The sequence below is a fragment of the Streptomyces sp. NPDC002867 genome, from assembly GCF_053591895.1.
On the sequence record NZ_JBSFUR010000036.1, the window covers coordinates 12,285 to 24,646 of the forward strand.

General features: G+C 71.4%; 10 protein-coding genes. 1 reads left to right on the top strand and 9 read right to left on the bottom strand.

All coding sequences use genetic code 11. The annotated features are described in order from the left end of the window. Positions 1-48: 48 nt before the first annotated feature. The 6 genes from carB to pyrR all read right to left on the bottom strand — a co-directional run bounded on the left by carB (position 49) and on the right by pyrR (position 7,979). A complete protein-coding gene (gene carB / locus ACWD0A_RS26440) occupies positions 49-3,357 on the bottom strand; it encodes a carbamoyl-phosphate synthase large subunit (RefSeq protein WP_451301991.1) in 3,309 nt (1,102 codons plus the stop codon). Continuing rightward, positions 3,350-4,486, bottom strand: a complete 1,137-nt coding sequence (gene carA / locus ACWD0A_RS26445; protein ID WP_451301993.1) for a glutamine-hydrolyzing carbamoyl-phosphate synthase small subunit — start codon at positions 4,484-4,486, stop codon at positions 3,350-3,352. The genes carB and carA overlap by 8 nt, the downstream gene beginning before the upstream one ends. Continuing rightward, a complete protein-coding gene (locus ACWD0A_RS26450; RefSeq protein ID WP_307717909.1) occupies positions 4,483-5,028 on the bottom strand; it encodes a PH-like domain-containing protein in 546 nt (181 codons plus the stop codon). Before ACWD0A_RS26450 ends, carA begins: the two co-directional genes overlap by 4 nt. Before the next feature lie 17 nt (positions 5,029-5,045). Beyond that, entirely contained in the window at positions 5,046-6,332 is a 1,287-nt protein-coding gene (locus ACWD0A_RS26455; protein ID WP_451301995.1) for a dihydroorotase, read from the bottom strand. A gap of 4 nt (positions 6,333-6,336) precedes the next feature. Beyond that, positions 6,337-7,314: an aspartate carbamoyltransferase catalytic subunit gene (locus ACWD0A_RS26460; RefSeq protein WP_307716447.1), complete on the bottom strand. Its 978-nt coding sequence runs from the start codon at positions 7,312-7,314 to the stop codon at positions 6,337-6,339. 89 nt (positions 7,315-7,403) lie between these two features. After that, positions 7,404-7,979 (bottom strand): bifunctional pyr operon transcriptional regulator/uracil phosphoribosyltransferase PyrR, encoded by a 576-nt coding sequence (pyrR, locus tag ACWD0A_RS26465; RefSeq protein ID WP_177153301.1) that lies wholly within the window; start codon positions 7,977-7,979, stop codon positions 7,404-7,406. 230 nt (positions 7,980-8,209) lie between these two features. Here pyrR and bldD point away from each other — a divergent pair, with 230 nt between their 5' ends. Beyond that, on the top strand, positions 8,210-8,710 hold the full coding sequence (bldD, locus tag ACWD0A_RS26470; RefSeq protein ID WP_005319862.1) for a transcriptional regulator BldD: 501 nt from the start codon (positions 8,210-8,212) through the stop codon (positions 8,708-8,710). Between the two features lie 988 nt (positions 8,711-9,698). Here the strand turns inward: bldD and nusB are convergent. Genes nusB through ACWD0A_RS26485 form a run of 3 tightly spaced genes read right to left on the bottom strand, consistent with a single transcriptional unit; the run spans position 9,699 to position 11,862 of the window. After that, positions 9,699-10,127 carry a transcription antitermination factor NusB gene (gene nusB, locus ACWD0A_RS26475; RefSeq protein WP_177153302.1) on the bottom strand — a complete coding sequence of 143 codons (429 nt, stop codon included), beginning with the start codon at positions 10,125-10,127 and terminating at the stop codon, positions 9,699-9,701. A gap of 2 nt (positions 10,128-10,129) precedes the next feature. Then, entirely contained in the window at positions 10,130-10,696 is a 567-nt protein-coding gene (efp, locus tag ACWD0A_RS26480) for an elongation factor P (protein WP_177153303.1), read from the bottom strand. Positions 10,697-10,755: 59 nt separating this feature from the next. Further along, positions 10,756-11,862, bottom strand: a complete 1,107-nt coding sequence (locus tag ACWD0A_RS26485; protein WP_451301998.1) for an aminopeptidase P family protein — start codon at positions 11,860-11,862, stop codon at positions 10,756-10,758. Between the last annotated feature and the right edge of the window lie 500 nt (positions 11,863-12,362).

Here is a 12,362-nt window from a genome sequence, read left to right on the forward strand (position 1 = left end):
GTCCTCATGAGGAGGGGGACACCGTTTCCGGTGTCCCCCTCATGGCTGCTAGTCGCGGGCCGCGGTCAGGTGTTCCGCGTGTTCCTGGAGCGATCGGACGCCCACGCCGCCGTGGTTGAGGGCGTCGATGCCCTGGACCGCCGCGGCGAGCGCCTGGACCGTCGTGAGGCACGGTACGGAGCGGGCCACCGCCGCCGTACGGATGTCGTAGCCGTCGAGGCGGCCGCCGGTGCCGTACGGGGTGTTGACGATGAGGTCGACCTCGCCGTCGTGGATGAGCTGGACGATGGTCCGCTCACCGTCCGGCCCCGGGCCCTCGGACTGCTTGCGCACGACGGTGGCGTTGATGCCGTTGCGCTTGAGCACCTCGGCCGTGCCGGACGTGGCGAGCAGCTCGAAGCCGTGCGCGACCAGCTCGCGCGCCGGGAAGATCATCGAGCGCTTGTCGCGGTTGGCGACGGAGACGAAGGCGCGACCCTTGGTGGGCAGCGGTCCGTAGGCGGCTGCCTGCGACTTGGCGTACGCCGTGCCGAAGACCGAGTCGATGCCCATGACCTCGCCGGTGGAGCGCATCTCCGGGCCGAGGATGGTGTCCACGCCGCGGCCGTGCACGTCGCGGAAGCGCGACCAGGGCATGACGGCCTCCTTGACGGAGATCGGCGCGTCCAGCGGCAGGGTGCCGCCGTCGCCGTTCTTCGGCAGCAGGCCCTCCTCGCGCAGCTCGGCGATGGTCGCGCCGAGCGAGATGCGCGCGGCGGCCTTGGCGAGCGGTACCGCGGTCGCCTTCGAGGTGAAGGGGACGGTCCGGGAGGCGCGCGGGTTGGCCTCGAGGACGTACAGGATGTCGCCGGCCATCGCGAACTGGATGTTGATCAGACCGCGGACGCCGACGCCCTTCGCGATCGCCTCGGTGGAGGCGCGCAGGCGCTTGATGTCGAAGCCGCCGAGGGTGATCGGAGGCAGGGCGCAGGCAGAGTCGCCGGAGTGGATGCCGGCCTCCTCGATGTGCTCCATGACGCCGCCGAGGTAGAGCTCGTGGCCGTCGTAGAGCGCGTCGACGTCGATCTCGATCGCGTCGTCGAGGAAGCGGTCGACGAGGACCGGGCGGGTCGGGGAGATCTCGGTGGACTCGGCGATGTACGCCTCCAGCCGCGCCTCGTCGTAGACGATCTCCATGCCCCGGCCGCCGAGCACGTACGACGGGCGGACCAGGACCGGGTAGCCGATCTCGTCGGCGATGGCCTTGGCGCCGGCGAAGGTGGTGGCCGTGCCGTGCTTGGGCGCGGGCAGACCGGCCTCGGCGAGGACCTGGCCGAAGGCGCCGCGGTCCTCGGCGGCGTGGATGGCCTCCGGGGAGGTGCCGACGACCGGGACGCCGTTGTCCTTCAGCGCCTGGGCAAGACCCAGCGGGGTCTGGCCGCCGAGCTGGACGACGACGCCGGCGATGGGACCGGCGAGCGACTCGGCGTGGACGATCTCCAGCACGTCCTCGAGCGTGAGGGGCTCGAAGTACAGGCGGTCGGAGGTGTCGTAGTCCGTGGAGACGGTCTCCGGGTTGCAGTTGACCATCACGGTCTCGTACCCGGCGTCGTGCAGCGCGAAGGAGGCGTGGACGCAGGAGTAGTCGAACTCGATGCCCTGGCCGATGCGGTTGGGGCCGGAGCCGAGGATGATCACGGCGGGCCGGGTGCGCGGCGCGACCTCGGACTCCTCGTCGTAGGACGAGTAGAAGTACGGGGTCCGGGCGGCGAACTCCGCGGCGCAGGTGTCGACCGTCTTGTAGACCGGGCGGATGCCGAGCGCGTGCCGCACCTCGCGCACCACGTCCTCGCGCAGGCCGCGGATCTCGGCGATCTGGGCGTCGGAGAAGCCGTGTCGCTTGGCCTCGGCGAGCAGCTCGGGGTAGAGCTTCTCGGCGGCGGCGAGCTCGTCGGCGTACTCCTTGATCAGGAACAGCTGGTCGACGAACCAGGGGTCGATCTTCGTCGCCTCGAAGACCTCCTCGGGCGTGGCGCCCGCGCGGATGGCCTGCATGACAGTGTTGATCCGGCCGTCGGTCGGGCGCACGGCCTCGCGCAGCAGCTCGCCCTTGTCACCGGGCTCACCGGTGAAGGAGAACTGGCTGCCCTTCTTCTCCAGGGAGCGCAGGGCCTTCTGGAGCGCCTCGGTGAAGTTCCGGCCGATGGCCATGGCCTCGCCGACCGACTTCATGGTGGTGGTGAGGGTGGCGTCGGCGGACGGGAACTTCTCGAAGGCGAACCGCGGAGCCTTGACCACGACGTAGTCGAGGGTCGGCTCGAAGGAGGCCGGCGTCTTCTCCGTGATGTCGTTCGGGATCTCGTCCAGCGTGTAGCCGACGGCGAGCTTCGCGGCGATCTTGGCGATCGGGAAGCCGGTGGCCTTGGACGCGAGCGCGGAGGACCGGGAGACACGCGGGTTCATCTCGATGACGATGATCCGGCCGTCGTCGGGGTTGACCGCGAACTGGATGTTGCAGCCGCCGGTGTCCACGCCGACCTCGCGGATGATCGCGATGCCGATGTCGCGCAGGCGCTGGTACTCGCGGTCGGTGAGGGTCATCGCCGGGGCGACGGTGATGGAGTCACCGGTGTGGACGCCCATCGGGTCGAAGTTCTCGATGGAGCAGACGACCACGACGTTGTCGTTCTTGTCGCGCATCAGCTCCAGCTCGTACTCCTTCCAGCCGAGGATGGACTCCTCCAGGAGCACCTCGGTGGTCGGGGAGAGCGTGAGGCCCTGGCCGGCGATGCGGCGCAGCTCCTCCTCGTCGTGCGCGAAGCCGGAACCGGCGCCGCCCATGGTGAAGGAGGGGCGGACGACGACGGGGTAACCGCCGAGCGTCTCGACGCCCTTGAGGACGTCGTCCATCGAGTGGCAGATGACCGAGCGGGCGGACTCGCCGTGGCCGATCTTGCGCCGGACCTCCTCGACGACCTCCTTGAACAGGTCGCGGTCCTCGCCCTTGTTGATGGCCTCGACATTGGCGCCGATCAGCTCGACGCCGTACTTCTCCAGCACACCCTGCTCGTGCATGGAGATGGCGGTGTTGAGCGCCGTCTGGCCGCCGAGGGTGGGCAGCAGCGCGTCGGGGCGCTCCTTGGCGATGATCTTCTCGACGAACTCGGGGGTGATCGGCTCGACGTACGTGGCGTCGGCGATCTCCGGGTCGGTCATGATCGTGGCCGGGTTGGAGTTGACCAGGATGACGCGCAGACCCTCGGACTTGAGGACGCGGCAGGCCTGGGTGCCGGAGTAGTCGAACTCGGCGGCCTGGCCGATGACGATCGGGCCGGAGCCGATGACCAGGACGGACTGGATATCGGTGCGCTTAGGCACGCTCGGCCTCCATCAGGGATACGAAGCGGTCGAAGAGGTACGCGGCATCGTGCGGGCCGGCGGCCGCCTCGGGGTGGTACTGGACGCTGAAGGCCGGCTGGTCGAGCAGCTGGAGGCCCTCCACCACGTTGTCGTTCAGGCAGACGTGGGAGACCTCCGCGCGGCCGTAGGGAGTGTCGGAGACCTTGTCGAGGGGCGCCTCGACGGCGAATCCGTGGTTGTGCGCGGTGACCTCGACCTTGCCGGTCGTGCGGTCCTGCACGGGCTGGTTGATGCCGCGGTGGCCGTACTTCAGCTTGTACGTGCCGAAGCCGAGCGCGCGGCCGAGCAGCTGGTTGCCGAAGCAGATGCCGAACAGCGGCGTCCTGCGCTCCAGCACCGCCTTGATGACGGTCAGGTCGGCGGTGGCGGGGTCGCCGGGGCCGTTGGAGAGGAACACGCCGTCGGGGTTCACCGCGTAGACGTCGTCGGCGGTGGCGGTCGCGGGCAGGACGTGCACCTCGATGCCGCGCTCCGCCATGCGGTGCGGGGTCATGCCCTTGATGCCGAGGTCGAGGGCGGCGACGGTGAACTTCTTCTCGCCGATGGCCGGGACGACGTACGCCTCGGTGGTGGCGACCTCGGAGGAGAGGTCGGCGCCCTTCATCTCGGGGGCGCGCTGGACCCGGGCGAGCAGGGTGGCGTCGTCGGCCAGCGCCTCGCCGGAGAAGATGCCGACGCGCATGGCGCCGCGCTCGCGCAGGTGGCGGGTGAGCGCGCGGGTGTCGATGCCGCTGATGCCGACGACGCCCTGGGCGGTCAGCTGCTCGTCGAGGGAGCGGCGCGAGCGCCAGTTCGAGGGGATACGGGCGGGGTCGCGGACGACGTAGCCGGCGACCCAGATCTGCTTCGACTCGTCGTCCTCGTCGTTGACGCCGGTGTTGCCGACGTGCGGCGCGGTCATCACGACCACCTGGCGGTGGTACGACGGGTCCGTCAGGGTCTCCTGGTAGCCCGTCATGCCGGTGTTGAACACCGCCTCGCCGAAGGTCTCCCCCACGGCCCCGTAGGCACGGCCGCGGAAGGTGCGGCCGTCCTCCAGGACGAGTACGGCGGGAGCCTTGGCGGCTCCCCTGGTGGAGGTCGTCATCGTGCGGTGCCTTCCGTTGTCTTGATCATGGTGTTGAGGGTGTCGGCCCAGGTGCTCTGCTCGGCCGCGTGGTCGGAGCGGAAGCCGGAGTCGATGAGCTTGCCGCCGTGCGCCCAGGTGACGATCAGCAGACCGCCCTCGGCGAGGACTTTGCCCGCGATGCCCTTGTCGAGCCGGGCCTCGCGCAGCGCCTCCCTCGGTACGAAGAAGTCCTGCGCCCCGGGCCGTACGACATCCAGACCGGCGTCCGTGAGCGTGAGCTCGACCCGGCTGCGCACGCCCAGGCCATGGGCGACGATCCGGTCGAGCCACTGGCCGGCGGTCGTGGATCCGTGGTAGCGGCCGCTCATCGTCAGTTTCGCCTCGCCGGGCTGCTCCGGCACGGCCGGGAGCTCGGGCAGATCGGACTGGAGGCTGCCGCGCCATTTCCAGCCCTGGCGCATCAGCCAGTAGACGAAGGCGATGAAGAGCAGCAGTCCGGCGACCCAGCCGAGGCGGGCCGCCCAGTCGGTCACCTCCGCGGACTTCTGCTCCGCCGCCATGGTGATGAGTGCAGGTGTCACGCCAGCTTCCCGTCCACGACCGTCGCACGGCCCCGCAGGAAGGTGTGGGTGACGCGTCCCGGCAGCTCACGGCCCTCGTAGGGGGTGTTGCGGCTGCGGGAGGCGAAGCCCGCGGGGTCCACGACTCCACGGTATGCCGGATCGACCAGCGTGAGGTTCGCGGGCTCACCTGCCGAGACGGGCCGACCGTGCCCGGCCGCCCGTCCGATGCGCGCGGGCGCGTACGACATGCGGTCGGCGACGCCGGCCCAGTCGAGCAGCCCGGTCTCGACCATCGTCTGCTGGACCACGGAAAGGGCGGTCTCCAGACCGACCATGCCCATGGCGGCCGCGGCCCACTCGCAGTCCTTGTCCTCGTGCGGGTGCGGGGCGTGGTCGGTGGCGACGATGTCGATCGTGCCGTCCGCCAGCGCCTCGCGCAGCGCCATGACGTCGCGCTCGGTGCGCAGCGGCGGGTTGACCTTGTAGACCGGGTTGTAGGAGCGCACGAGTTCGTCGGTCAGGAGCAGGTGGTGCGGGGTGACCTCGGCGGTCACGTCGATGCCGCGGGACTTGGCCCAGCGGACGATCTCGACCGAGCCGGCGGTCGACAGGTGGCAGATGTGCACGCGGGAGCCGACGTGCTCGGCGAGGAGCACGTCGCGGGCGATGATCGACTCCTCGGCGACGGCGGGCCAGCCGCCGAGGCCGAGCTCGGCGGAGACGATGCCCTCGTTCATCTGGGCGCCCTCGGTGAGCCGCGGCTCCTGGGCGTGCTGGGCGACGACGCCGCCGAACGCCTTCACGTACTCCAGCGCGCGGCGCATGATCACGGCGTCGTCGACGCACTTGCCGTCGTCGGAGAAGACGGTGACGCCGGCCGCGGACTCGTGCATCGCGCCGAGCTCGGCGAGCTTCTTGCCCTCCAGGCCGACGGTGACGGCGCCGATGGGCTGCACGTCGCAGTAGCCCGACTCCTTGCCGAGCCGGTAGACCTGCTCGACGACGCCGGCGGTGTCGGCGACCGGGAAGGTGTTGGCCATGGCGAACACGGCGGTGTAGCCGCCGCTCGCGGCGGCACGGGTGCCGGTGAGAACGGTCTCGGAGTCCTCGCGGCCGGGCTCACGCAGGTGGGTGTGCAGGTCGACGAGGCCCGGCAGCAGGATCCGCCCCTCGGCCTCGATCACCTGGGCGCCCTCGTCGTACAGCCCGGTGCCGATCTGCGCGATGGTGGCGCCGTCGATCAGTACGTCCTGGACCTCGCCGCCGAGTACCTTCGCACCGCGGATCAGGGTCTTGCTCATGGTCTTACTTCTCCTCGGTACGGGGGTTGGGGGCGTCGGATTCGTTGCCGCCGAGCAGCAGGTAGAGGACGGCCATCCGGATGGAGACGCCGTTGGCGACCTGCTCGATCACCGTGCAGCGGTCGGAGTCGGCGACCTCGGCGGTGATCTCCATGCCGCGGACCATCGGCCCGGGGTGCATCACGATGGCGTGCTCGGGCATCTTGGCCATGCGGTCGCCGTCCAGGCCGTAGCGGCGGGAGTACTCGCGCTCGGTCGGGAAGAAGGCGGCGTTCATCCGCTCGCGCTGGACGCGCAGCATCATCACGGCGTCGGACTTGGGCAGGGTGCTGTCCAGGTCGTACGAGATCTCGCAGGGCCAGGTCCCGACGCCGACGGGCACGAGGGTGGGTGGCGCGACGAGCGTGACGTGGGCGCCGAGGGTGTGCAGCAGGTCGACGTTGGAGCGGGCGACCCGGCTGTGCAGGACGTCTCCGACGATCGTGATCCGCTTCCCGGCCAGGTCCTGGCCCAGCCCGGCGTCCCTGCCGACGAGCCGGCGGCGCATGGTGAAGGCGTCGAGCAGGGCCTGGGTGGGGTGCTGGTGGGTGCCGTCACCGGCGTTGATGACGGGCGCGTCGATCCAGCCGGAGTTGGCGAGGCGGTAGGGGGCGCCGGAGGCGCTGTGCCGTATGACGACGGCGTCGACGCCCATGGCCTCCAGGGTCTGGGCGGTGTCCTTGAGGGACTCGCCCTTGGACACGCTCGACCCCTTGGCGGCGAAGTTGATGACGTCGGCGGACAGGCGCTTCTCGGCGGCCTCGAAGGAGATCCGGGTGCGGGTCGAGTCCTCGAAGAAGAGGTTGCACACCGTGCGGCCGCGCAGTGCGGGGAGCTTCTTGATCGGCCGGTCGGCGACCCGGGCCATCTCCTCCGCGGTGTCGAGGATGAGGACGGCGTCGTCGCGGGTGAGGTCGGCGGCCGAGATGAGGTGGCGCATCATCTGGGTGTTTCTCCAGGTCTGTGGAGGTTCGTAAGACATGCGGGCGCGCAGCAGCGCACGCCGTACGAGGGGTGGGTCGTACGGAGGTGCTACCGCTCGCCGGCCGCGGCGGTCTCCCGCAGGCCGAGCAGCACGGTGTCGCGACCGTCTTCCTCGGCCAGCTGGACCTTGACCGTCTCGCGCAGCGACGTGGGGAGGTTCTTGCCGACGTAGTCGGCGCGGATGGGCAGCTCACGGTGGCCGCGGTCGACGAGGACCGCGAGCTGCACGGCGCGCGGGCGCCCGATGTCGCCGAGGGCGTCGAGCGCGGCGCGGATGGTGCGGCCGGAGAAGAGCACGTCGTCGACGAGGACGACGAGACGGCCGTCGATGCCGTCACCCGGGATCTCCGTGCGGGCCAGTGCACGGGCGGGCTTCAGCCGCAGATCGTCGCGGTACATGGTGATGTCGAGGGAGCCGACCGGCACTTTCCGGCCGGTGATGCCTTCGAGCTTGTCGGCGAGCCGGCGGGCGAGGAAGACGCCGCGGGTCGGGATGCCGAGGAGCACCACGTCGTCGGCGCCCTTGGCGCGTTCGACGATCTCGTGGGCGATGCGGGTCAGTACCCGCGCGATGTCGGGAGCCTCGAGAACGGGGCGGGCCGCATCGGAGTTCTGCGTGTCCATATGAAACGGACCTCCTTCTCCGCCTCACGGGACGGTTCTTAAAGGACGTCGGAATTGCGCCGTCCACGTTACCAGTGCTTGATAGGTGTACTGATCCGGGTAGGCCGGCTCGTGGCCGAAACCGGTCCGGATCATTCGGCTTGACTCAGCCAAGTCACGCTGCGTAACCTCACAGTGAGTTACCAGTCGCGCGGCGGAGCCGCACGTTGTCACAGCGTCCGGGGAGCTATATGTCCAGCGAATACGCAAAACAGCTCGGGGCCAAGCTCCGCGCCATCCGCACCCAGCAGGGACTGTCCCTCCACGGCGTGGAAGAGAAGTCCCAGGGCCGCTGGAAGGCCGTCGTGGTCGGCTCGTACGAGCGCGGCGACCGTGCCGTGACCGTGCAGCGCCTTGCCGAGCTCGCGGACTTCTACGGCGTCCCGGTGCAGGAGCTGCTCCCGGGCACGACGCCGGGCGGGGCCGCCGAGCCGCCGCCGAAGCTCGTCCTGGACCTGGAGCGCCTGGCCCACGTCCCGCAGGAGAAGGCGGGCCCGCTGCAGCGCTACGCGGCGACGATCCAGTCGCAGCGCGGCGACTACAACGGCAAGGTGCTCTCGATCCGCCAGGACGACCTGCGCACGCTGGCCGTGATCTACGACCAGTCGCCCTCGGTCCTGACCGAACAGCTGATCAGCTGGGGCGTGCTGGACGCGGACGCGCGTCGTGCGGTCGCGCACGAAGAGAGCTGACCTCACTTTTTGAAAAAACGTCACGTCGTAGGGCGGGACCGGCTGAGACCGGCCCGCCCTTCGTCGTGCGGGGCGCGCGGGCCGACGAGGTGGTGAGCGGGGCGGGCGGCCCTGGCCGCGGCCCGGTGGAGCGGCGCTGGCCGCCCTTGGCAGCCGCCCCCCGGACCGCCTCGGGCATTGCGGAGGCCCCGGCCACCGCGCCCGACAGCGGCCCCCGGGCGGCGGCTCGGCAGGGCCTGCCCCTGCCTCGCGGACGCCTACGCGGCTGGGACTCGGGCGGGGCGGGTCCCCCGCCTGCCGGGGGCGGCCTGAGCCGGGGGCGTGGCCGCCTCGCAGACGCCCGGCACCACCGGCACCACCGGCAGGACCTGCCCGCCGGTCCAGCGGACGCCCGACGGGCCGGAGGCCAGGCCGCGGCGGGGCGGGGCGCTGCTGGCCGTCCTTGGCAGCCGCCCCCGGACCGCCTCGGCCAATGCGAAGACCCCGGCCGTCGCGCCCGGCAGCGGCGCTGGCCCGGGGCGGCGGCTCGGCGGGGCCCGCCCCTGCCTCCGCGCATGCCCACGGCTGGGGCTGGCGGGGCGGGCGGGTCCGCCGCGTGCCGGGGCGGTCCTGAGTCGGGGCGTGGCCGCCTCGCAGATGCGCCCGGCACCGCCGGCACCGCCGACTCCGGCAACGATCCCGGCGGGACCTGCCCGCGCCCAGCGGACGCCTGGCGAGTGCCGGAGCCCTGGCCACGGCGCCCGGCAGCGGCCCTGGCCTCGGCGGGGCCGTAGCGGACGCCCGGCAGGCCGGAGGCCGGGCGGCGGGGCCTGCGCTCGCCGCACGGACGTTCGCACGGAATCCTCACAGCGCCGACCTGTGGCGGGATCCTTTCGGTGCGCCGGCCGCGCGCAGGGTGCTCGGCGTGGCCGGAAAGCACCGGGCCCGGGGCAGAAGACGGTCGTCTTCTGCCCCGGGCCCGGTGAAGCCGGCCGCGCCGCCGCGCGGCTCAGTCGCGGCGGAGGCTCGGCTTGAGGTCCTTGAAGCGGCCCAGCAGGCCGTTCACGAACGACGGCGACTCGTCGGTGGAGAACTCCTTGGCGAGCTGCACCGCCTCGTCGATCACCACTGCGTCAGGCGTCTCGTCCATCCACACCAGCTCGAACGCACCGAGCCGCAGGATGTTGCGGTCGACGACCGGCATCCGGTCCAGCGTCCAGCCGACCGCGTACGTGGCGATGAGCTCGTCGATGCGGTCCGCGTGCTCCGCGTAACCCTCGACGAGGTCCATGGTGTACTCGGCGACCGGCGGCTGACGGTCGTCCGAACGGGCGTGCCGGACCCAGTCCGCGAGGACCGTCTGCACGGACGCCCCGCGCTGGTCGGCCTCGAAGAGGATCTGGAAGGCCCGCTTGCGGGCCTTGTTACGGGCAGCCACGGTTAGCTGTTCACCCGGCCGAGGTAGTCGCCCGAACGGGTGTCGACCTTGATCTTCTCACCGGTGGTGATGAACAGCGGGACCTGGATCTCGTAGCCGGTCTCCAGGGTGGCGGGCTTGGAGCCACCGGTGGAGCGGTCACCCTGCACGCCCGGCTCGGTGTGCTGGATGGTGAGCTCGACGGCGGCCGGGAGCTCGACGTAGAGCACCTCGCCCTCGTGCTGCGCGACGCTGGCCGTGAAGCCCTCGATGAGGAAGTTCGCCGCGTCGCCGACCTGCTTGCGGTCGATCATCAGCTGGTCGTAGGTCTGCATGTCCATGAAGACGAAGTACTCGCCGTCCATGTACGAGAACTGCATGTCGCGGCGGTCGACGGTGGCCGTCTCGACCTTCACGCCTGCGTTGAAGGTCTTGTCGACGACCTTGCCGGAGAGCACGTTCTTGAGCTTGGTGCGCACGAAGGCCGGGCCCTTGCCGGGCTTGACGTGCTGGAACTCGACGACGGACCAGAGCTGGCCTCCGTCGAGCTTGAGCACCATGCCGTTCTTGAGGTCGTTCGTGGAAGCCACGGTTGCGGAATCTCCTGGACTGACGCTGGTGGACGACCCAGTGGCTGCGGAGGCGCGCACTAGAGCGCGAGCAGTTCCTTGGTCGTGATGGTGAGTAGCTCGGGTCCGCCGTCCGCCTCCTGGCGCACGACGAGCGTGTCATCGATCCGGACGCCGCCCCGGCCCGGGAGGTGGACCCCCGGTTCGACGGTGACCGGCACGCAAGCGTCCAGTTTACCCATGGCCGCAGGAGCGAGCTGCGGGTCCTCACCGATTTCGAGCCCGACGCCGTGCCCCGTGCGGGGGGCGAGGTCGTCGCCGTGGCCCGCGGCGTCGAGGATCTGGCGTGCCGCGTGATCCACTTCGCGGTAGGCCGCGCCCGGCAGCAGTGCCTCGCGGCCTGCGCGTTGAGCGGCGAACACGAGCTCGTAGAGCTCGACCTGCCAGTCCGCGGGAGTCGTGCCGATCACGAAGGTGCGGCCGATCTCGCAGCGGTAGCCGCGGTAGTTCGCACCGAGACAGACGGACAGGAAGTCGCCCTCCTCGACACGGCGGTCGCTGGGGCGGTGGCCGGGCCGCCCGGAGTTCGGGCCGGTGGCCACGGACGTGGGGAAGGCGGGGCCGTCGGCGCCGTGATCGACGAGACGGCGCTCCAGCTCGAGGGCGAGATGCCGTTCGGTGCGGCCGACGAGGATGGACTCGAGGAGTTCTCCGACGGCCTGGTCGGTGATCTCGGCGGCGATACGCAGACAGGCGATCTCGTCCTCGTCCTTCACGATGCGCTGCTGCTCGACGGCGAGACCGAGGTCGGTGATGCGCAGGCGCGGTGCGGCGGACTGCAGGGCCCTGTACCGGGCGACGGTCAGATGGTGCTCCTCCACGGCCAGCGCTTCCGCCGAGGAACCGCGCGCCAGCTCGGCGGCGGCGACGGCCGGGTCGCCGACGGAGGTGGGGAGCACGGTCAGCCGCAGCTCCTCGTCGGGCCGCCCGTCGATGGGGTCGCCGGTGGGGGTGCGGGGGCACAGCAGGGCGTCCTCGTCGGGGCCGAGCAGCAGCACGGCGCCGGACGGGGCGGCGCCCGCGAGATAGCGGACGTTGGCGGGTCGGGAGATCAGGACCGCTGCGCTGCCGGCGGCTGCGCACCGGTCGCGCAGCCGACCGCGTCGGGCGCCAAAGACCTCGGACATTCTCCGAGCGTACGAGCCCGATGGCGGACCGGCCTGGTGACGCGGCCGAGCGGGGGCCCTTCCGGGCGCGGGGGCTGCGGGCACGGCCGCTGCGCGGGGCGCCTCCCCCACCCCGCCCCTTCCCGAAACCGGAGCTCCGCCCCAGACCCGGGCCCTACGGCCTGGCGGCCGCAACTTCAGCCCTGCCGGCGTTCGAGGCGCCGGGCCCTCCGGTGGCGGCTGCGGGCACGGCCGCTGCGCGGGGCGCCTCCCCCACCCCGCCCCTTCCCGAAACCGGGGCTCCGCCCCAGACCCCGGACTCCCGACGGCCTGGCGGCCGTGGGCGGTCCCGCTGCGCAGGGCACCATCCAGCCCCGCCTGCGCTTGAGGGGCGAGGCTCGGCTCGAGCCCCGACGGGGGCGTAGCTCGGCCGGGGGCGGAACCCGCCGAACCCAAGCCCGCGAGCGGCCAAACCAGGCCCCGCCGGCGATTGAGGCGCGAGGTTCGGGGCGGAGCCCCGA

Coding starts and splice junctions, on each gene's coding strand:
- carA (WP_451301993.1), bottom strand. CDS start 4,486: ATGACGACCTCCACCAGGGGAGCCGCCAAGGCTCCCGCCGTACTCGTC.
- ACWD0A_RS26450 (WP_307717909.1), bottom strand. CDS start 5,028: ATGGCGGCGGAGCAGAAGTCCGCGGAGGTGACCGACTGGGCGGCCCGC.
- ACWD0A_RS26455 (WP_451301995.1), bottom strand. CDS start 6,332: ATGAGCAAGACCCTGATCCGCGGTGCGAAGGTACTCGGCGGCGAGGTC.
- ACWD0A_RS26460 (WP_307716447.1), bottom strand. CDS start 7,314: ATGATGCGCCACCTCATCTCGGCCGCCGACCTCACCCGCGACGACGCC.
- pyrR (WP_177153301.1), bottom strand. CDS start 7,979: ATGGACACGCAGAACTCCGATGCGGCCCGCCCCGTTCTCGAGGCTCCC.
- bldD (WP_005319862.1), top strand. CDS start 8,210: ATGTCCAGCGAATACGCAAAACAGCTCGGGGCCAAGCTCCGCGCCATC.
- ACWD0A_RS26485 (WP_451301998.1), bottom strand. CDS start 11,862: ATGTCCGAGGTCTTTGGCGCCCGACGCGGTCGGCTGCGCGACCGGTGC.